Annotated in this window: 23 protein-coding genes and 1 riboswitch; of the genes, 3 read left to right on the top strand and 20 right to left on the bottom strand. The window is 53.9% G+C overall.

What is annotated here, in order from left to right; all coding sequences use genetic code 11:
• Positions 1-4 precede the first annotated feature (4 nt).
• Positions 5-166, bottom strand: a complete 162-nt coding sequence (locus JOE25_RS26585; protein WP_245209914.1) for a YnfU family zinc-binding protein — start codon at positions 164-166, stop codon at positions 5-7.
• A 261-nt stretch (positions 167-427) separates the two neighbouring features.
• A complete protein-coding gene (locus JOE25_RS14915; protein WP_209636907.1) occupies positions 428-907 on the bottom strand; it encodes a cold shock domain-containing protein in 480 nt (159 codons plus the stop codon).
• Positions 908-1,073: 166 nt separating this feature from the next.
• On the opposite strand from JOE25_RS14915, the gene JOE25_RS14910 reads away from it, so the two are divergent.
• The gene (locus JOE25_RS14910) at positions 1,074-1,583 is read left to right on the top strand and encodes a VOC family protein (RefSeq protein ID WP_209636402.1); all 510 of its coding nucleotides are present in this window, start codon (positions 1,074-1,076) and stop codon (positions 1,581-1,583) included.
• Between the two features lie 30 nt (positions 1,584-1,613).
• Here JOE25_RS14910 and JOE25_RS14905 read toward each other — a convergent pair whose 3' ends face one another.
• From JOE25_RS14905 to JOE25_RS14885, 5 genes are all read right to left on the bottom strand, one after another.
• On the bottom strand, positions 1,614-2,444 hold the full coding sequence (locus tag JOE25_RS14905) for an amino acid ABC transporter ATP-binding protein (RefSeq protein WP_280921276.1): 831 nt from the start codon (positions 2,442-2,444) through the stop codon (positions 1,614-1,616).
• Between the two features lie 9 nt (positions 2,445-2,453).
• Positions 2,454-3,341 (bottom strand): amino acid ABC transporter permease, encoded by an 888-nt coding sequence (locus tag JOE25_RS14900; protein ID WP_209636400.1) that lies wholly within the window; start codon positions 3,339-3,341, stop codon positions 2,454-2,456.
• 33 nt (positions 3,342-3,374) lie between these two features.
• Positions 3,375-3,902, bottom strand: coding sequence for a GNAT family N-acetyltransferase (locus JOE25_RS14895; protein WP_209636398.1), 528 nt, complete (start codon positions 3,900-3,902; stop codon positions 3,375-3,377).
• Positions 3,903-3,925: 23 nt separating this feature from the next.
• Positions 3,926-5,251 carry an LLM class flavin-dependent oxidoreductase gene (locus JOE25_RS14890; protein ID WP_209636396.1) on the bottom strand — a complete coding sequence of 442 codons (1,326 nt, stop codon included), beginning with the start codon at positions 5,249-5,251 and terminating at the stop codon, positions 3,926-3,928.
• A 184-nt stretch (positions 5,252-5,435) separates the two neighbouring features.
• Complete coding sequence (locus JOE25_RS14885; RefSeq protein WP_209636394.1) at positions 5,436-6,599, bottom strand: M20 peptidase aminoacylase family protein; 1,164 nt, start codon at positions 6,597-6,599, stop codon at positions 5,436-5,438.
• 346 nt (positions 6,600-6,945) lie between these two features.
• On the opposite strand from JOE25_RS14885, the gene cspE reads away from it, so the two are divergent.
• Entirely contained in the window at positions 6,946-7,155 is a 210-nt protein-coding gene (gene cspE, locus JOE25_RS14880) for a transcription antiterminator/RNA stability regulator CspE (RefSeq protein ID WP_002210315.1), read from the top strand.
• Between the two features lie 67 nt (positions 7,156-7,222).
• Here the strand turns inward: cspE and JOE25_RS14875 are convergent, their stop codons facing one another.
• From JOE25_RS14875 to JOE25_RS14860, 4 genes are all read right to left on the bottom strand, one after another.
• Positions 7,223-8,413: a multidrug effflux MFS transporter gene (locus JOE25_RS14875; protein ID WP_209636392.1), complete on the bottom strand. Its 1,191-nt coding sequence runs from the start codon at positions 8,411-8,413 to the stop codon at positions 7,223-7,225.
• Positions 8,414-8,418: 5 nt separating this feature from the next.
• Entirely contained in the window at positions 8,419-9,015 is a 597-nt protein-coding gene (locus tag JOE25_RS14870) for a TetR/AcrR family transcriptional regulator (protein ID WP_209636390.1), read from the bottom strand.
• A 303-nt stretch (positions 9,016-9,318) separates the two neighbouring features.
• The gene (gene crcB, locus JOE25_RS14865; protein WP_209636387.1) at positions 9,319-9,702 is read right to left on the bottom strand and encodes a fluoride efflux transporter CrcB; all 384 of its coding nucleotides are present in this window, start codon (positions 9,700-9,702) and stop codon (positions 9,319-9,321) included.
• A gap of 76 nt (positions 9,703-9,778) precedes the next feature.
• Positions 9,779-9,841: riboswitch (Fluoride riboswitch) on the bottom strand.
• Between the two features lie 99 nt (positions 9,842-9,940).
• Positions 9,941-11,002 (bottom strand): diguanylate cyclase, encoded by a 1,062-nt coding sequence (locus tag JOE25_RS14860; RefSeq protein ID WP_209636385.1) that lies wholly within the window; start codon positions 11,000-11,002, stop codon positions 9,941-9,943.
• A 219-nt stretch (positions 11,003-11,221) separates the two neighbouring features.
• Between JOE25_RS14860 and tatA the strand changes: the two genes are divergently transcribed.
• A complete protein-coding gene (gene tatA / locus JOE25_RS14855) occupies positions 11,222-11,431 on the top strand; it encodes a Sec-independent protein translocase subunit TatA (protein ID WP_209636903.1) in 210 nt (69 codons plus the stop codon).
• A gap of 95 nt (positions 11,432-11,526) precedes the next feature.
• On the opposite strand, the gene lipA is transcribed toward tatA, so the two are convergent.
• From lipA to rsfS, 9 genes are all read right to left on the bottom strand, one after another.
• A complete protein-coding gene (lipA, locus tag JOE25_RS14850; RefSeq protein ID WP_209636382.1) occupies positions 11,527-12,492 on the bottom strand; it encodes a lipoyl synthase in 966 nt (321 codons plus the stop codon).
• Complete coding sequence (gene lipB / locus JOE25_RS14845; protein WP_209636380.1) at positions 12,485-13,153, bottom strand: lipoyl(octanoyl) transferase LipB; 669 nt, start codon at positions 13,151-13,153, stop codon at positions 12,485-12,487. The genes lipA and lipB overlap by 8 nt, the downstream gene beginning before the upstream one ends.
• A 134-nt stretch (positions 13,154-13,287) precedes the next feature.
• Complete coding sequence (gene ybeD, locus JOE25_RS14840) at positions 13,288-13,551, bottom strand: DUF493 family protein YbeD (protein WP_020825613.1); 264 nt, start codon at positions 13,549-13,551, stop codon at positions 13,288-13,290.
• A gap of 236 nt (positions 13,552-13,787) precedes the next feature.
• Positions 13,788-14,999: a D-alanyl-D-alanine carboxypeptidase DacA gene (gene dacA / locus JOE25_RS14835; protein ID WP_037417985.1), complete on the bottom strand. Its 1,212-nt coding sequence runs from the start codon at positions 14,997-14,999 to the stop codon at positions 13,788-13,790.
• 176 nt (positions 15,000-15,175) lie between these two features.
• Entirely contained in the window at positions 15,176-16,267 is a 1,092-nt protein-coding gene (gene rlpA, locus JOE25_RS14830; protein ID WP_209636378.1) for an endolytic peptidoglycan transglycosylase RlpA, read from the bottom strand.
• 10 nt (positions 16,268-16,277) lie between these two features.
• On the bottom strand, positions 16,278-17,390 hold the full coding sequence (gene mrdB / locus JOE25_RS14825; protein WP_012005638.1) for a peptidoglycan glycosyltransferase MrdB: 1,113 nt from the start codon (positions 17,388-17,390) through the stop codon (positions 16,278-16,280).
• A gap of 8 nt (positions 17,391-17,398) precedes the next feature.
• The gene (gene mrdA, locus JOE25_RS14820) at positions 17,399-19,294 is read right to left on the bottom strand and encodes a peptidoglycan DD-transpeptidase MrdA (protein ID WP_209636376.1); all 1,896 of its coding nucleotides are present in this window, start codon (positions 19,292-19,294) and stop codon (positions 17,399-17,401) included.
• A gap of 38 nt (positions 19,295-19,332) precedes the next feature.
• Positions 19,333-19,803 (bottom strand): 23S rRNA (pseudouridine(1915)-N(3))-methyltransferase RlmH, encoded by a 471-nt coding sequence (gene rlmH, locus JOE25_RS14815; protein WP_004949595.1) that lies wholly within the window; start codon positions 19,801-19,803, stop codon positions 19,333-19,335.
• A 3-nt stretch (positions 19,804-19,806) separates the two neighbouring features.
• A complete protein-coding gene (rsfS, locus tag JOE25_RS14810; RefSeq protein ID WP_037417998.1) occupies positions 19,807-20,124 on the bottom strand; it encodes a ribosome silencing factor in 318 nt (105 codons plus the stop codon).
• Positions 20,125-20,295 lie beyond the last annotated feature (171 nt).

The raw sequence follows: 20,295 nt of genomic DNA, 5'->3' as shown, positions 1-20,295 counted from the left end.
TTTTTTAGTTCTGTTTGGGTTCAAATTCCGTGCCGCAGTTTGGGCAGATCAGCATGACATTTTTTCGTAGCGTGGCGCATTTTTGGGTGGTGACGTAAGCGCATTTAGGGCAGGCGATTTTAGTCGAGCGGTTAATGAAGCTTTTAACACTACTGGTATCAGACATAATGAATGGCCTGTGTCAGGTGAAAACCCACGCTAACACAGGTGATATCAAATTGCTTTGAATGTTTTATACCCGTCGCCTTTCAAGCTGCAGCGGTCCCGCAGTTACTGTAGGGGGCGAATATATTCGCCCCGACTAATGCGGGCGCAGCATGCAGCGCCCCTACCATACCTGGGGATGTACAAATGCCGCGAGAGCATGGACGCGCTAGAGCGGCCAACTCGAAATTCATAGGGTATATGCGGCTGGCGGGGGTTGTGATTACAGGCTTTTCAGCACTTTCAGCGTTTCATCCATGTCGATCTCGTGCTCCGAGAAAGTGTAGGTGTCGTTCTGGAACGTGGTGATTGTCAGCATACGCAGCGTCTGCATGCTTTGCGCCGCATCTTCGGACTGCGGACGAATGCGATTCATCAACAGGCCTACAGACAGCACCGTGTTTTCTTTATCCACGTCCGCTTTCACCGGCACTTCTTTGGTGAAGGTGTTGAAGGATTTAATGCTGGTGATTTTGATTCTTTCGTTGGCGATGATGATGTACTTGCTCGATGCCAGTACCTTGACCGCAAACGCCGAAGGGCCCTTGGTATTGTTGGTCGGCTCGAAAGTCACCGCCGCGTTTTTCTTGATCAGCTCCGGATTCTGCACTTTAATCACGTGAAAATAACGATTTTCCCCGTTCTCATCGGTAATAAAGCCGAAGCCTTTGTCTTCAAAAAAAGTCGTTATCTTGCCGTTCATCATCATTCTCATAAAGTCGTTCAATACAGTGCTTATGATAGCGCGGAATGCCTTGCAGTGACAGATTGTGTGCCCAGCATTTGATAATGCAATAACGGCATTTAGCGGGTTTCTGCCCGCATGCTATTTTCAGCCTGACGTTATTCATTTCTGACAAGGAAAATAGATGGGAATTAAACGGCTAAATCATGCGGTTCTGTATGTCAGCGACGTGCAGCAGAGCGCGGATTTTTATCATCAGGTTCTGGGTTTTAAGCTTAAAGCCACCGATAACCCTGACAAAGCAGTGTTTACCCAAGCCGCTGATTCAGAAAACGATCACGACCTGGCGTTGTTCAGCAAGAATCTGGGGCAGCAGCGAGCGGGGGTATTTCGTGCGCACGGTGAACCACCGGCGGAAAATGAGCCACCGGCCGGGCTGTACCATTTGGCGTGGGAAGTCGATAGCCTGGAAGAACTGGAGCGCATTCGCGATCAGTTGGCACAACGCGGTATTCTTGGGCTTGAGGAAGACCATGGCGTGCATAAGAGTATTTATGGCCACGATCCGGACGGGTTGCTGTTTGAAGTGACCTGGTTTATTCCGGCTGCGTTGCTGACGGAACAAGATCGTAACCAGCGGGGTATCAAGCCGCTGGATTTCGATGCCGAAAAACGCCGTTTCACAGTGGCATGAATAAGTGGGGCGCGTTTTGTGCCCCACCGGTTACAGCACCTTGTTGAGAAAATTGATGGTGCGATGATGCTGTGGATGGTTCAGTACTCGACGCGCATCGCCCTGTTCGACAACCTTTCCATCGACCATAAACACAATCTGATCCGCTGCCTCGCGCGCAAAGCCAATCTCATGGGTCACCACCACCAGCGTTACGCCCAGATCCGCCAGTCCTTTGATCACATCCAAGACTTCCCCAACCAGCTCTGGATCGAGTGCGGAAGTGGGCTCATCAAATAGAATGACTTTGGGGTTTAATGCCAGTGCGCGGGCAATGGCGATGCGCTGTTGTTGACCGCCGGACAAATGGCGCGGGTAAGCGTCGGCTTTGTGGCGCAGACCAACAGTGTCCAGTAGCTGATAGGCGACGTCTCTGGCCTGTGCTCGCGAGTAAATTTTATGGACTACCGGCGCTTCAGTGATGTTTTCCAGTACCGTTAGATGAGGGAACAGATTGAAGTTCTGGAATACATAGCCGACATTGATGCGCTGTTTGAGAATGGCATGCTCTTTTAGCTCATACAGCTTGTCCCCCTTGCGGCGATAGCCAACGTAGTCACCGTCGATACGGATAAACCCTTCGTCGACGCGCTCCAGGTGGTTAATAGCGCGAAGCAGCGTAGATTTTCCTGAACCTGATGGACCGAGAATCACCGTGACGGTACCCGGTTGCAACGTTAGGCTGACGTCGTCCAGAGCCTTGTGCTTACCGAAAAACTTGCTCACGTTACTGATTTCAATCAGGCCACGTGCGGGCACTGGCGCGATGCTGCGGACCGACGCTTCTTCGTGCAGGGCATAATAATCAATGGCTTCGGACATGGGATTCTCCTAACGTTTTAACCAGCCAGCCAGTTTCTGCCATGGCGTTGGCGGCAGTTCGCGCACCGCGCCACGGGCGAAATAGCGCTCAATGTAATACTGGATGACTGACAGCGCCGTGGTAATGAACAGGTACCAGATGGTGGCGACCATCAGCAGCGGAATGACCTGCTGGGTGCGGTTATAGATAACCTGGATGGTGTAAAACAGCTCTGGCAGTGCCAGCACGTAGACAATGGACGTTCCCTTCGCCAGGCTGATGATTTCGTTGAAGCCCGTCGGGATGATGGAGCGCAGCGCCTGTGGCAAAATAATACGGAAAGTACGGCGGTAGCCTGGCAGGCCGAGTGCGGCAGCAGCTTCATGCTGGCCGTACTCCACGCCAATAATGCCGCCGCGGATGATTTCTGCGGTATAGGCAGATTGGACCAGCGTGAGCCCGAGTACGGCGACGGAAAATTGGCTGAGGATATCAATGGTCGGGTAGCTGGCGAACACCACGGAAGTAAAGGGGATCCCCAGTGAGATGGCATCATACAGGTAGGAGAAGTTATACAGGATGATCAACACCAGAATCAGGGGGAGCGAACGGAACAGCCAGATGTATCCCCATGCCAGGGACGCCAACAGGTAAGATCGCGATAATCGCGCCAACGCCAGCAGGGTGCCAAGGATGATGCTGAACAGGGTGCCGAGCAACGTCAGTAGCAGAGTCTGCCCCAAGCCCGACAACACTGCAGGTGCAAAGAACCATTCGGCAAATACACCCCATTCCCAGCGCTCGTTAACCGCGACTGACTGCACAATAGCCGCCAGAATAAAGACCGAAAACAGCGCGCCTACCAGCCGGAACGGGTAGCGTACGGGCACCACTTTTAAGACTTCTTGTTTGGACATTACGGGTCTCCTGAAACAGAAAAAGGGGGAGCTTTAGGCAATCTTCCTTTCGGGTGCACAACAGAGCGCATCCGCTGTTATCAGGCTTTTACGAAACGGTAGCCGGCCGTCATAAGGCGGGCGGCTGTAGACTTCGCTGTCGATCGTGGTGTCGAACTGTGGTTGATAGCCATTGCTTAAATACAAGCCCACGGCCTCAGGCTGACGAAAACCGGTGGTCAGATAGAGTTGGCGATAGCCTTGTTCCCCCGCCAGCGTTTCCAACTGCTGCAAAACCCGTTGTGCCAAGCCCTGGCGGCGCAGATCGGCCCGCGTCCAAATGCGTTTGAGTTCAGCGGTTTGTTGATCGTAGCGTTTGAATGCCCCCATGGCGATCGGTTCCTCTGCGCGAAGCAGCACGATAAAGGCGCCCTGTGGGGGGGCGTACAGGCTCAATGGTTCCTGTTCTTGGTCACCAAAATAGTCGCCATAGCGTTGGCGGTACTCACTGAACAACCCTGCGATTACCGGCTCGATCAGCGGGTCGTCCGGCAGCGTTTGGATAAAAACGTCATTTGCCATCGGTAGGCTCCTCATCAGCCAGGTCATTGCGTAAATTGGTTGAGTGGCTGTTTCAGACCAAGGTGCTCGCGCAGCGTATCGCCGCTGTAATCGCTGCGGAACAGGCCGCGTTGCTGCAGGATCGGCACCACGCGATCCACAAAGTGGCCGAATGAATTTGGCGTGCCGCCGCTGATGATGAAGCCGTCGGCGGCATGGGTGTCGAACCAGTTTTGCAGGCCGTCCGCCACCGCTTCTGGCGTACCGCCAAATACTGGGCGCGGTGAAGCCGCCTCCAGCGCGACTTCACGCAGCGTCAGGTTACGTTCGCGAGCATTGCGCTTGATGGTGTCGGTGGTGCTGCGGAAACTGTTTTGTCCGAGTTCACCAATATCCGGGAACGGCGCATCCAGAGGGTGGCGGGAGAAGTCATAGTGTTCAAAGTAGCGCCCAAGGTAGTTGAGTGCGTTTTCGATGCTGACCAGACGTGCGGTTTCCCAATACTGACGCTCCACGTCTTCATGGTCGTCTCCGACGATCACGCTGACACCCTGGAAGATCCGCAGGTCATCCGGTTCACGCCCTTGCTCTACCAGCTGTTTTTTGACGTCACGATAAAACGTCTGAGCTTGTTGTTGGGTATCATGGTGGGTGAAGATCGCGTCGGCGTGTTTGGCCGCTAATTGCTTGCCGTCTTCCGAGGCGCCCGCCTGGAACAGGATCGGGCGGCCTTGTGGTGTACGACCAATATTCAGTGGCCCCTGTACCGAGAAAAACTCACCCTGGTGATTCAGGGTATGGAGTTTATCGGCACGGAAGAATTCGCCGCTGTGTTTGTTGCGCACAAAGGCGTCGGCTTCCCACGAGTCCCACAATCCTTTGGTGACGTCGAGGTATTCACTGGCAATGCGGTAGCGCAGGCTGTGCTCGGGGTGCTCTGTACGTGAGAAGTTCTTTGCCGATCCTTCCAGCGGCGAAGTCACCACGTTCCAGCCTGCACGGCCTTTGCTCAGGTGATCGAGGCTGGCGAATTGGCGTGCAACGGTAAAGGGATCGCTGTACGAAGTTGATAGGGTGCCCACTAACCCAATTTTACGCGTGGCGGCAGAGAGGGCGGCAAGCAGGGTTAGCGGTTCAAAACGATTGAGAAAATGCGGAATGGATTTCTCATTGATATATAAACCGTCGGCCACAAACACGAAATCTAATTTACCCTGTTCGGCTTTCTTTGCCGTGGCAATATTAAAATCGAGATTAATGCTGGCATCGGCGGTGGCATCGGGATGCCGCCAGGCAGACATATTTCCTGATGCGCCATGCAAAATGGCGCCAAGGCGCAATTGTCGTTGATTCTTCGCACTGTTGCTCATTGCTATCACCCTGTTAAGTGCCCCTGTGGCGCTATCTCTAGAGCACCACTATTGATGAGCAACATCAGGATGTAAAACAACAAAACAGCATATTCAAATGTTGAAAATAGCAAATATAACAGCGCAAAAATAATAAGCCGCAGCGCAGAATACACTGCGCTGCGGCTTATTCCTGGGTGAGTTTTTACACCTTGCTGGTGGCTTTTTCTGGTGCGGTAGCTAATTGTTGCAGAGTGCGTTCTGCCAACAGGTCGAAATATTGTGACGCAGGGAAAATGGCCTGTTCATCCGGGTTAAAGCGTGGATGATGCAGACCGAACTCACTGGCTGAGCCGATACTGACGAAGACGCCCGGTACGTGGTGCAGGTAAAGGGCGAAGTCTTCACCGCCCATCTGCAATTCGGCTTCTTCTACCCGGTAACCTGCTTCAGCAGCGACCGTTTTACTGAACGTTGCCCAGCGCGCGTCATTCACGACGGCAGGTGGACCGGCCTGCCAGCGCAGTTCCGCTTCTGCGCCAAGCGAAGCGGCTACGCCGTTAATCACCTGGCGGATTTTATCCGGTACCTGTCGGCGTACTTTATCGCTATGGGTACGCACTGTACCTTCCAGCTCCACGGTTTGCGGCAGGACGTTCCAGGTATTGCCGCCTTCAATGCGCGTAACGCTGACGACCAGCGATTCCAGTGAGCTAAAGCTACGGCTGGGCAGGGTTTGCAGCGCGTTGACAATCTGGCTGGCGGTCACAATGGTGTCGACGCCTTGCTCCGGTTTGGCGGCGTGAGCACCCTTGCCGGTGATCAGGATCTGGAAGCGATCAACGTTTGCGTAAAACGCACCTGCGCGGGTAGCAAAGGTGCCGGTCGGCAGTTCCGGTGCATTGTGCAAGCCGAACACGGCGGCTACGTTATCCAGCGCGCCAGCGTCGATCAGATGTTGAGCACCGTTGAAGGTTTCTTCTGCCGGCTGAAAGAAAATACGAACCGTACCGGGCAGGGTGGCCTCACGTGCTTTCAACAAGTGTGCGGCACCAAGCATGACCGAGGTATGAAAATCATGCCCACAGGCGTGCATCACACCGCTGTTTTGCGAACTGAACGGCACGCCGGAAATTTCCTCGATCGGCAGGGCGTCAATGTCACCGCGCAGCGCAATGATTGGCCCCTTTCCACTGCCGATTTCGGCCACTACGCCGGTCTTCAGCCCCAGCGGTAAAATACGGATACCGTCCTCTTCCAGCCAGCGGGTGAGGCGAGCGGTAGTAGCAAACTCGTGATTGGACAGCTCAGGGTTCTGATGCAGTTCACGGCGGTAGGCGACGATTTTTTCGGCCAGTTGGCGGGTCATAGTCTTGGCTCACAGTGGTTAGTAAGCTTTAACCCTAGTGCAGGGCAGCCGGAAGCAAAAAGACTATCTGGTTATATTTCATAGCGATTGTGTCTGCATCACGGTGGCAACGTGCGTTGACTGTTCGTGAAACAGGCGTTCGGTCGTTGTTCGCCAGGGTTTAAAGAGGATCGGACTGCTCAATACGGTAATGGCCAAGAGGACACAGGCTTTACACCGTTCGAGATGGATTTTTTCACTTTTTATCGATTTTATGTGATCCAGGTTGTGGACAAAATCCCGTCTAATTGCTGTACTGTACTGGACACACGTTTTGTGTCTTACATTCACGTTAAAGGTAAGTTTGATGTCTAAGATTAAAGGTAGCGTTAAGTGGTTTAATGAATCCAAGGGCTTCGGCTTCATTACTCCGGAAGATGGCAGCAAGGACGTTTTCGTTCACTTCTCTGCTATCGCTAGCAATGGTTTCAAAACTCTTGCTGAAGGCCAGCGTGTAGAATTTGAAATCACGAACGGTGCCAAAGGGCCATCTGCTGCTAACGTTATCGCTATCTAAGCTACAGTAGCCGAAATTCTTAAAACCCGCTCCTTGAGCGGGTTTTTTATTATTATTTTTCGGTAACTCAGGCCGGTTGTTTACGTACCAGTAAGCTAAACAGCAGGATGGCAATGGCGTAACAGCCAACAATCGTCAGTGCCATCGACACGCTGGAAGTACCGCCCAACCCGGTGAGTGGCACACTGCATGCCCCGAGCGCAAACATGCTCACGCCGATCAACGCAGATGCGCTCCCCGCCTTGTCCCCCTGGCTTTGCATCGCTAAAGATGATGCTGTCGGGCCGACAATCCCGATCACCGCCACCGAGAAGAACAGCGGCACCATCAACAGTCCTAGCGGTGCGTGCAAACCGGCAGCCAGCAGCAACAGCAGCGACGAGATAGCCGCTAATGTTAAGCCCCCTTTCAGAACCTTTCTTTCACCAAAATGCATGCTTAGACGGCTGGCGACTTGCGCAGAAATGATCAACCCAACGCCATTGACGGCAAAGCACAGGCTGAACATCTGTGGGCTGAGGCCATAAATCTGCTGTAATACGAAGGGAGAGGCGCCGATGTAGGCGAACATGCCAGCCATGACAAAGCCTTGCGTCAGGCACAGGCCCATGAATTGGCGCTGAGTGAGCAACCCCCCCAAAGATTGCAACATTGCCAAGATCCCACCCTGGCTACGACGCTCCGCGGGCAGTGATTCGTGCAGTTTCAGGCTGGCGAGAGTAAACAGCAGTACCGCGATGGCCGCCAACGCGCCGAAAATGCCACGCCAGTCCATAAACTGCAGCATCGCGCCACCCAATACAGGTGCAATGATCGGTGCCAGGCCGTTGACCAGCATCAGCAGGGCGAAGAAGCGCGTGAGTTCGTGCCCGGAATAGAGATCGCGGGCGATGGCGCGGGAAATAACGGCACCACCTGCCCCTGCTAACCCTTGTAACAGCCGTGCTATCAGTAACTGGTCGATGTTGGGTGCCAGAGCACACCACAGGGAAGCAACCAACAGCAGTACCAGAGAAAGCAGCAGCGGACGCATGCGGCCAAGTTTGTCGCTGTAGGGGCCAAAAATCAGCTGACCGACCCCCAGCCCGAGCAGACCGGCAGTGAGGCTGAGCTGTGCCGTGGATGTTGACGTATTCAACTCTCCGGCCATTTCCGGCAGGGCAGGTAAGTAAAGATCGATGCACAGCGGCCCCAGTGAGGCAAGCAGGCCAAGTACGAGTGCGTACACCAGACGTTGTCTGGCTATGTGTCTGGTCATGAGGATTATGGTTTCCTGAACAGGTGAGAGATAGCTTGCTGGTATAGGCCGCTGAGCAGGCTGATATCGGCTTTTTGGGTGGTAAGAATGCGATAGCCGGTACCTTCGCTTAATACGGCAATAAACTCTACCCTGGCGGCGATTTCCTGCTCGCTGAAGTGCGGGTAGATCCGCTGTAGGTTCTGGCAAACATGGTGGAATAACCGTGTTTCCGCATCGCTGAGCATTTTCGCCACGCTCGGGTTGCGTGTGGCCTCGGCAGTAACCTCCAACATCAACATGTGGTCGGTTTCGCTTTCACCGGGTTGTTGAAACAGGGTACGTGCTGCCAAAGTGCCAGCGATCAGGTTGATATGATCGCCGAGATCCTCGAGCCGCCGCATTTTACTGGTGATGATACGATTAACGATCTCTTCGATGATCGCATCTTTGTTGTCGAAGTAGCGATAGATCTGGCCGACGCTCAGTTGGGAGTTTTGTGCGATTTCCGCCATGCTGGCGGCGTGAAAACCGTGCTGGCGAAAACAGAGTTTTGCTGCGTCGACAATCTGGTCGCGGCGAGCCTGTACTTTAGCCTGCCTGCTGTCGCTGGTGGATATCATGTCCCGATCCTTTGCCAAGAGAAATGCGTTTCACTTTCTGGGTGTGAACGTTCATTCTCAATTGTAATGCAACAACGGCAATAGGCAATATCACAACTGTAAAGGTCGGTGTCGGGGCGCTGAACGTCAGGCGAACAGATAAACCTTGATGAAGGTGCCAACAATCAGCAGGCACAGCAGAGTTGCGGTAACTTCAGTGGCGGTTCTTGGCAGACTAAACATCTGAGTTCTCATCCAGTGGGGGATACTGGATGAGATTATGGGCTGGGCAGATTAAGGAAACATTAAGGCAACGAAATTAGCTCATTGCCCATTAATCCAAATGACCAGCATAAACGCCAGCAGGGTCATCGCCAGCGAGCCCGCCAGGTTGAGTAACATATTGGCCAGAGCCCAGGCGAAACGCCCATCTTGCAGCAAATAGACCACTTCCAGCGAAAAGGTGGAGAAGGTGGTCAAACCGCCGCAGAAACCGGTGGTAATCAGCAGCTTCCAGGTAGGATCCAGATGCGTCATTCGAGAGAAAATGGCGATAGCGGCGCCGATGATAAAACCCCCCAGCAAATTCACCGCCAGAGTACCCAGGGGGATATGGGCATTCAGCGGGTTCATCTTCATACTGATGGCCCAGCGCAGTACGCTGCCCACACCGCCGCCAATAAAAACTGCCAGTAAAGAACTCAACATGGTCAAAACTGCCTTTCATTAAATGGGAAGTCAAACTCAGAAAGGTCCAGGCACAATGCTACGTACCCCTCTGAGAGGTTACGTAGACATCATCAGCCTGTGAAGGCGGTTATGGAGGAATGTCATCTCCGTGATTCGACGCCGCTGTTTTTGCCGCGCAGGTGGGATCTTACACCCAGCGCCGACGGTTTTGTAGTATCAAAAGTGACGTGGAAAGCAGAAATTGTCACTCTTGGTATTAATGATTGGGCACCGCGAGTTCCAGACGATTGCGGCCGTTGTTCTTCGCACGATACAACGCGTTGTCAGCAGCTTTTAACCAGTCCAGATAGCCGGTCATTTCACCGTGATAATCGGCGATGCCGGCGCTGATATTCAATCTTAGCTGTGGCGCCTCACGGAAAATAATGTCGTTCAGCCGCTCCTGAATGCGTACCAGCGCAATACTGGCTTGTTCAGCACTGGTGTTTGGCAATACGGCTCCAAACTCATCCCCGCCGTAGCGCCCAACAATATCCACTGCACGTAATCCAATTAACAGCTCTTCGGCCAACACCGCCAGGGCCTCGTCCCCCAGCGCATGCCCGAAGGTGTCGTTGATGGTTTTGAAACGATCGATATCCATCAAAATCAGTGTTGCGCTGTGCTGATAGCGCCGGCAACTGTCAAATTGGTGATGGAGCAAATGTTCCCAATGACGGCGGTTATACAGCCCTGTCAGGCCGTCACGCATGCTGATACGCAGCAGTTCCTGTTTTTTCTCCGCCAGCCGTTTGGCGGTGCGGTACGTCACCAACCCCAAGAGTGTGGGGTAGAGATAGATCATCGGCAGGCACAGATAGATCTGCAGCGCTGTGCTTTGTGGTTGAAAGGGAAAACCCAGCACGGCACCGATCGCCAGGGCACTGAACACTTGCACGGCCAATCCTTTGAGGAACAGTGATTTTCCGGCGGAGGCAATGTTGTTCATGCCCATCATCGACAGGATAACGACTGACGGTAAGGCATTGAATGCCATCATCGCCACCCACAGCCCACCAAAAAATGAATCGATCAGCAGGTTGCGGATCTCAGCCTTGAAAGGCATAGCGGAACGACGTGCCCATTGATAGGCAAGGTGTGGCCAGATAAAACCGTGGAGAACCAGCAGGCCCCATATCCAAGGAGACGTCTGCTGTGAATAAAGCACCGAGAATACACAGATAAAACCGACCCCAAGGCCGACAATGCGAGGCAGATAGGTGCGTCTGGCGAAGCTGAGGCCGGAACGTCTGGTATCAATGACTGAAGGCGTGTACATCCGGCAACTCCACAGTAAGTAGAATGACAGCGTAGCATGCAGCTAAGAAACTCAGAATAGTCTGATTAATGTTCAATGCATTTAAAATAGCATCTTGGCTCAAGATCTCACTCTGTTACATGTTGATGTTGTTTTGGCTCAGGGAAAGTAGGTAAATATTATCAGGCAAGCTTTGTTGTTTCGCTGCGTCCGCAGCGCTATATGAATAAGAAGGTGAGTATGGAAGGTCTCAGTATTACCAAACTTCTGGTGATTGCGGTGTTGATCATCTTGCTGTTCGGTACCAGCAAGCTGCGTTCTTTGGGCGCAGATTTAGGCGCTGCGCTGAAAGGCTTTAAAAAGGCGGTCGGTGATGATACGACACCGCCAGCAGCGAACACCGCTGAAAGCCAGTCCAACCCGCAGAGCGTGGAAAAGAAAGACCAGTAATGACGCTTTTGGTTGGGCAATAAAAAACGGATGCCGCAAGGACATCCGTTTTTTGGCGTTTCCGTGATGAGAAACGTAACAATTCATTGCTGCGATTACTTCACTTCCATCCCTTTTGCCTGCAAATCGGCATGGTAGGATGAACGAACAAACGGACCGCATGCGGCATGGGTGAAGCCCATCGCCATCGCTTCTTCTTTCATTTCGTCGAACTCTGCCGGGCTGACGTAACGCTGTACTGGCAGGTGATGACGGCTTGGCTGCAGATACTGGCCCAGAGTCAGCATGGTCACACCATGGCGACGCAGATCGCGCATCACTTCAACGATTTCCGCATTGGTTTCACCCAGACCGACCATCAGGCCTGATTTGGTTGGGATGTGAGGATGTGCTTCTTTAAAGCGTTCCAGCAGCTTCAGTGACCACTCGTAGTTAGCGCCCGGACGAACCTGACGATAGACGCGCGGTACGTTTTCCAGGTTGTGGTTGAACACGTCTGGTGGCGTTTCGGTCAGGATTTCCAGTGCGCGATCCATACGGCCACGGAAGTCCGGTACCAGGGTTTCAATCTTGATGGTCGGGTTCTTGGCGCGGATGGCAGCGATACAATCGGCAAAGTGCTGAGCACCGCCGTCGCGTAAATCGTCGCGGTCAACCGAGGTAATGACCACATAACGCAGGCCCATATCGGCGATGGTCTGAGCCAGTTTCTCCGGCTCGTTAACATCCGGGGCAACAGGGCGGCCGTGTGCCACGTCACAGAATGGGCAGCGGCGGGTACAGATAGCGCCCAGGATCATAAAGGTGGCCGTACCGTGGTTGAAGCACTCAGACAGGTTCGGGCAAGAAGCTTCTTCGCACACCGAATGCAGACCGTTTTTACGCATTGCGGCTTTAATGCCTTGAATGCGGGTAGAGTCGGCAGGGAGTTTGATTTTCATCCACTCGGGTTTACGCAACAGCTCCTGCCGTTCGGTGACCACCGTTTTAATCGGGATCAACGCCATTTTGTCTGCATCGCGGTATTTGACGCCGCGTTCCATCTGAATTGGTTTACTCATAATCGTGCAGGTTCCAGTTACGAAGCTCGACCTTCGGGTAGCCGAGTAAATGAACAAATTCCTGTACCAGGACTGGGTGTACGTCTTCAATACCAACGCCAGGCACAACCGCGCTGACCTGTGTCATCTGCATGCCGGCGTAACCACAAGGGTTAATACGCTGGAAGGGGGTAAGATCCATGGCGACATTCAGGGCTAAGCCGTGGAATGAACTGCCTTTGCGGATCCTCAAACCCAACGAACAAATTTTTTGCTCCCCCACGTAAACACCGGGCGCATCCGGACGGGCGCGTGACGCGATGTTGAAATGGGCAAGGGTATTAATAACGGTATCTTCAATAGCCGTGACCAGCTGCCGAACGCCAACCTTGTTGCGTTTCAGATCAACCATCACATACATCACCTGCTGCCCCGGGCCGTGATAGGTCACCTGGCCGCCGCGATCGCTCTGAATCACCGGAATGTCACCCGGCATTAACAGATGCTCGGCTTTACCGGCTTGGCCTTGGGTAAACACCGGCTGATGCTGAACCAGCCACAGCTCATCTGGCGTGGTCTCGATTCGGCGATCGGTGAAGTTGTGCATGGCTTGGGATACAGGCTCGTAGGGCTGCAACCCCAGCTGACGCAAAATGATCTTGTCTGGTTGCAAAAGAGTCATCGCCAGGTTACAGAAGTGGTAATGCCATTATACCGGGCGCTCTGGCCCGCGACCAGCATTTCGCTGACCAAAAATGCGCAACCCGGGCAGAGAATGCTCTGGCCCGGGCTGAAAAGCAGGTTTTTGTGCTGGAATTACAGCACCATGCGGACAATTTCAAGGTTGCCCAGCTCATCATATAAGGTTTCTACCTGGTCTATATGAGTCGCGTTAATGGTGATGGAAACGGAGTGGTAATTGCCTTTGCTGCTCGGTTTAACCTGTGGGTTATAGTCCCCAGGAGCATGGCGCTGCACCACTTCAACCACCTGGTCTACCAGCTCGGGTTGTGCCAAGCCCATTACTTTGTAGGTAAATGAGCAAGGGAATTCGAGCAGTTCGTTCAGTTTAGTTTTCATGTGCGCTCCAGAGTGCGGCTATCAATATAGTCCCGTCATACTTGAAACTGCCCCTTTGTTGGCTGCCCTTACTTAGCCGAATCACTTACTTGAGTAAGTTCATCGGGATTCATACGGTTGCCGCCTCGACGCAACTCCAATTATTTAGGGTATCGCTAATCTATAAATTATAACTCCCGCCGGAGCGGGAGTTAAAGTTAATCAGTATATGGGGGCGATTTCGCCCGTTTCAACTGTTAACCGAACCAGTGGTGGAACATCAGTTTGATGTAATCCACGATACGGCTGAAGAAACCACCTTCTTTCACTTCGTTCATCACCACCAGTGGGCGCTGATCGATGGTTTTGCCATCGAGCTGGAAGTTGATGCTGCCGACAACCTGGTTTTTAGCCAGAGGGGCATGAATTTCTGGTGTGTTCAACACGTAGCTGGCTTTGAGGTCTTTCATGCGGCCGCGTGGAATGGTCAGATAGACGTCTTTGTCTACGCCCAATTCAACACGGTCTGTATCGCCGAACCACACTGGTTCAGAGGCAAACTCTTTGCCCACTTTCAGTGGCGCAACGGTTTCGAAGAAGCGGAAGCCCCACGTCAGCAGTTTTTTGCTTTCGGTTTCACGGCCTTTATAAGTACGACCACCCAGCACCGCAGAGATCAGGCGCATCTGGCCTTCTGTTGCAGAGGCAACCAGGTTATAACCTGCTGCATCGGTATGGCCGGTTTTGATGCCGTCCACGTTCAGGCTGGTGTCCCACAACAAACCGTTACGGTTCATCTGGCGGATATTGTTGAAGGTGAACTCTTTTTCTTTATAAATCGCGTATTCATCTGGTACGTCGCGGATCAGCGCCTGGCCGATCAACGCCATATCGCGTGCTGAACTGTACTGACCCTGTGCATCCAAGCCGTGTACGGTTTGGAAGTGGGTGTTCTGCAGGCCCAGCTTGCTGACGTAAGTATTCATCAGATTAACAAACGCGTCCTGGCTGCCTGCCACGTAGTCGGCCATGGCCACACAGGCATCGTTGCCGGACTGCAGGTTAATGCCGCGGGTCAGCTTGGAAACAGGTACGCGATCGCCTGGCTTCAGGAACATCAGCGAAGAGCCTTTGAATACCGGGTTGCCGGTTGCCCAGGCATCTTGTCCGACGGTAACCAGGTCTTCCTGGCCGATTTTACCTGCTTTCAGTGCCTGGCCGATGACGTAGCTGGTCATCATTTTGGTCAGGCTGGCTGGGTCGCGGCGCGCATCGGCATTCATTTCGGCCAAAACTTTACCGGAGTTGTAATCAATCAGGACGTAGGCTTCCGCGTCGATCTGCGGTACCCCTGGGATCATGGTCTTGATATTAACGTCATCGGCATGCGCAACAGTAGTTGCACTCATCGCGATAACGGTGCCGAGCGCTATGCTCTTGATTAAGCGGAAAGAAGTTACTTGTTTCATGATCGAGACTACAACATCCATGAGGGTAAAGTTAAAAACGAGCCACACTATAACAGATGAGATCCCGGCAGGCATTAGCCAATCCTCTGACTCATCGCGCTTTACTGGCTTTAGCTGAAAGAAAATGTTTCAGCTAAAGGAAGGAGTATCAGTCGCGATATCTGCCGGAGCTCTGTTTAAGGTGCAGCAGTGACAAAAGATTGTTGCTGCGCTTCGCTAGCGAGGCGCTGCTGCAGCTGAGTCGCTTGTTGACGGCTGCTGAACGGGCCTAACTGTACGCGATAAACGTTGCCGCTGGCAGCCACTTTACCGGGCACGCCAAACTTTTGGCTCAGGCTTTGTTGCCAGGTCTGCGCACGTTCGGCACTGCTCAGTGCACCAACCTGGACGACATAGCTCCCGCCAGAAGCCATGCTGCCTGCACCAACGGCTGCAGTGGCAGCTACAGGGGCAGCAATGGCGGCAGCGCTGACTGCAGGTTCAGGCTCTGAACCTTCCAACACGCCAGCCGGTACGGCACTCGGCGCACCGAGGAAACCGCTGCGGCCGCTGTTGCTGGTGGCCGCTGCTGGGGCGTCATCGCCGTTATTCAGGCTGCTGTTGTCAATGGGGCGAACTGCTGCGCCGCTCGCGACAGGAACGTCCTGCTGTACCGGGGTGCCCATGCTGCTGGAACCAAGATCCGGGCGTGAAGGCAGGGCGTAGCTTTGTTTGGCGACGGTAGTACCGATGGTGCCAGGACCGCTCAGGGTGCCGTCCGGTGCAACATTGATGAAATCAACCTTGACCTTGGTGTTGTTGGACAGGTTCAGGCGATCGGCCACGGCTCTCGACAGATCGATAATGCGACCTTTGGTGTAAGGGCCGCGATCGTTAACCCGAACCACCAGTTGGCGGCCATTGGCCAGGTTGGTCACGCGTACGTAGCTTGGGATCGGCAGCGTCGGGTGTGCGGCGGTCAGGCCGTTAGGATCGAACTGTTCACCCAGCGCCGTGGTGTTGCCTCGGGCTTCTTCGCCATAGGAGCTCGCCAGACCGGTTTGCGAGAAGTTCTGCGGATCTTTCACAATGCGGTAAGTGTCGCCATTAACCTTATAATCCTGCAAGTTATTAGGGTTATAGGGTTCATATTGAGGCTCAACGCCACCGATTTCCACCACCGGCCCGTTATACGGCTGCTGCGGCGGTGCTTGCTGTTCCGAGGTCGGGGCGGTACAGGCGGAAAGTAACACCGCGACTACGCCGACCCAAAGCCATTCCTTACGCATTACTCACCTCTTATAAACTTTTAGACATCATTTTCCGATGCGTGTGGATCGACATGATGATGCCGAACCCGGCCATAAGCACAATCAGCGCCGAACCCCCGTAGCTGACCAGAGGCAAAGGTACGCCAACTACCGGTAAAATGCCACTGACCATGCCAATGTTAACAAACACATAAACAAACAAAATCAGCATCAGGCCGCCGACCATCACTCGGCCGAAGGTCGTTTGTGCCTTGGCGGCAATCATCAGCCCTCGGATAATCACCAGCAGGTAGAGTGCCAGCAGCACCAGCACCCCGATCAGCCCTAACTCTTCGGCCAACACCGCGAAGATAAAGTCGGTGTGGCGTTCCGGCAGGAATTCCAACTGCGACTGGGTACCGTGCAGCCAACCCTTGCCTGACAGACCACCGGAGCCAATAGCGATTTTTGACTGAATAATATGATAGCCGGCACCAAGCGGGTCGGTTTCCGGATCGAGCAGCATCATGACGCGGTCGCGCTGATAGCCGTGCATCAGGAAGAACCACAGTACGGGTATAAAGGCAGCCAGCAATACCGCAGCCACGGCGATCAGCTTCCAGCTCATGCCGGACAGAAACAGCACGAACAGGCCGGAGGCGGCGATCAGAATTGAGGTCCCCAAATCCGGTTGTGCGGCAACCAACAGCGTTGGCAGGAAAATGAGCACCAGTGCGATGGCGGTATTCTTCAGCGAAGGCGGACAGACGTCGCGGTTCATAAAGCGCGCCACCATCAACGGCACGGCAATCTTGGCGATCTCGGACGGCTGGAAGCGCACAAAGCCGAGATCAAGCCAGCGCTGAGCCCCTTTACTGATTTGGCCGAAGGCATCCACCAAAATCAGCAGGATTACGCAGAAGATATACAAATACGGCGCCCAGCTTTCATACACCCGCGGTGGGATTTGTGCCATGACGGCCATCACGATCAGTCCCATGACGATCTGGCCGATCTTGCGCTCCATCATGCCAATGTCCTGCCCGCTGGCGCTCCACATGACGAACGCGCTGTAGACCAGCAGGGCCAGAATGAGTAGCAGGAATGTAGGATCGATGTGGATTTTGGTCCAGATCGACCCTTTTTGTTGGCTTTCAGTCATGTTCTACCTTAATCACCCTCTACGCCTGGTGGCAGTGGGGCTTCAGATGGTAATTGCGTATTGTTATCGCCCAACAGGATATGGTCGAGGATCTGACGGGTAATTGTCCCGACCGCCGGACCGGAGCCGCCGTTTTCCAGAATGATGGCGACCGACACCGTAGGGTTGTTGTACGGTGCAAACGCCGTCATCAATTTGTGGTCACGCAGGTGCTCCGCCAGTTTGTGGGCGTTGTAGGTTTCGTAGCCGAATACCTGTGCGGTACCCGATTTCGCCGCGGCTTTGTAAGGTGCATCCGCGAAGTACTTACGCGCCGTCCCGTTCGGACGGTTGGCTACACCATACATGCCGTCTTTGGCAATTTCCCAGAAGCCGGAATGAATATCGCCGATCTGCTTGCTTTCTTCTTGGCTAAATGGCACCAGTGCCCCATTGATTCTGGTGCTCTGCAACAGATGTGGCGTTTTGACGTTGCCGTCGTTTATCAGCGTGGTCAGTGCCTTGGACATCTGGATAGGCGTAGCCGTCCAGTAGCCTTGGCCTATGCCTACAGGAATGGTATCGCCCTGGTACCAGGGTTTTTTATAACGCTTGAATTTCCACTCGCGGGTCGGCATCAAGCCAGAACGCTCTTCGGACAGATCGATACCGGTATATTCGCCGTAACCGAACCTGGTCAGCCAGGTCGACAGGCGATCGATGCCCATATCGTAGGCGACTTGATAGAAGAAGGTATCCGCCGATTCTTCCAGCGCTTTGGTCACATTCAGGCGGCCGTGGCCCCATTTTTTCCAGTCGCGGAAGCGTTTTTCCGAACCGGGTAATTGCCACCAACCGGGATCGAACAGCGTCGTATTTTTGGTGATCACCCCAGCGCTGAGTGCCGAGACGGAAATGTACGGCTTCACCGTGGAGGCTGGGGGATAAAGCCCTTGCGTTGCACGGTTGATCAGCGGCCGGTTCGGATCGTTCAGCAGCCCCTGGTAGTCTTTGCTGGAGATACCGTCGACGAACAGGTTCGGATCATAGCTGGGGTTGGACACCATCGCCAGAATGCCGCCGGTGCGCGGATCGCTCACGACTACCGCAGCCCGGCTGCCCACCAGCAACTGTTCGATATAGCGTTGCAGGTTGAGATCCAGTGTCAGGTAAACGTCCTGCCCGGCGGAAGGCGGCTGTTCGTGCAGCTGGCGAATGACACGCCCGCGGTTGTTGACTTCAACCTCTTCGTAGCCGGTTTTGCCGTGCAGGGTATCTTCGTAATAGCGTTCGATGCCCAGCTTGCCAATATCGTGTGTGGCGGCGTAGTTGGCCAACTTGCCATCTTTATCCAGCCGTTCAACGTCACGGTCGTTGATCTTCGACACGTAGCCGATCACATGGGTCAGGGCAGATCCATAAGGATAGTAGCGGCGCTGATAGCCTTTAACTTCGACACCGGGGAAGCGGAATTGGTTAACGGCAAAACGCGCCACCTGCACTTCGTTCAGGGCGGTTTTGACCGGGATAGAGACAAAACGGCGCGAGCGTTTGCGCTCTTTCTCGAAATTGGTGATGTCGTCATCGGTCAGATCGACCACGGGCCGCAATGCCTGTAGCGTAGCCTTAAGATCGTCGATCTTTTCCGGCATCAGTTCCAGTTGGTAAATCGTACGGTTGAGCGCCAGCGGGGTGCCGTTGCGATCGTAAATGATGCCGCGGCTGGGCGCGATGGGCACCAGTTTGATGCGGTTTTCGTTGGAGCGGGTGCGGTAATCCTCAAAGCGGACGATTTGCAGATTATACAGATTGGCGATGAGGATGCCGGTCAGCACCAGGATGACCAAGAACGCCACCAGGGCGCGGCGTACAAACAGGGCCGATTCAGCCGTATAGTCGCGAAAAGGGTTACGTTCTATTTTCATCCCGCTGCTTTATTTCACTCTGTCACGGTTACCACCGATTATTCCCGGTGGTAAGGATGATTTGTTGTAATACTCCAGGCGCGGTAGAGGCTTTCAGCCACCAGAACGCGCACTAAAGGATGCGGCAATGTCAACGGCGAGAGTGACCAACTTTGTTCGGCTGCGGCCTTGCACGCGGGGGCTAGCCCTTCTGGGCCGCCAATTAACAGGCTGACGTTGCGGCCATCCTGCTTCCAGCGTTCGAGCTGTTGCGCCAACTGCGGTGTTTCCCACGGCGTTCCGGGGATATCCAGCGTGACAATACGATTGCCTTTGCCCACCGCCGCCAGCATCTGCTCGCCTTCCTTTTCCAGAATGCGTTTGATATCGGCATTCTTGCCGCGCTTGCCCGCCGGGATTTCGGTCAGCTCAAACGGCATGTCTTTTGGAAAGCGGTGCAGATAATCCATAAAGCCGGTCTGCACCCAGTCTGGCATTTTAGTGCCGACCGCTACCAGTTGCAGTTTCACCACTTAGCTCCAGAGTTTTTCCAGCTCGTACAACTGACGGCTTTCTTCCTGCATCACGTGAACAATCACTTCGCCTAAATCGACAACCACCCAGTCAGAAGCTTCCTGACCTTTCATGCCGAACAGTTCCATACCGGCGTTGCGCGCTTCCTGCACAACGTGGTTGGCGATCGACATCACGTGACGGGTAGAGGTGCCGCTGCAGATGATCATGCAATCGGTGATGCTGGATTTACCCTGTACATCCAGAGCGATAATGTCTTGGCCTTTCAGGTCATCAATTTTATCGATGACGAAATCTTGGAGCGCTTTACCTTGCAAAGGTTCCCCCTCGGGTGTGTTCGGTTTATTCGACTGCGGCGGGCAACTGCCCGTATTGCGGCCTGAATCAATGATAAGTCGGCAGGATGCCGCTGAAAGCCAGCTGGTGACTGCCCGGCCAGCTAAGGTTTCCGGGGTTTTCAGCGAATACCTGAAAAATAGCGGCGCAGT

The sequence above is a fragment of the Serratia sp. PL17 genome (genome assembly GCF_017832355.1).
GTDB lineage: Bacteria > Pseudomonadota > Gammaproteobacteria > Enterobacterales > Enterobacteriaceae > Serratia.
This window is presented reverse-complemented; position numbering and strand designations above follow the sequence as displayed.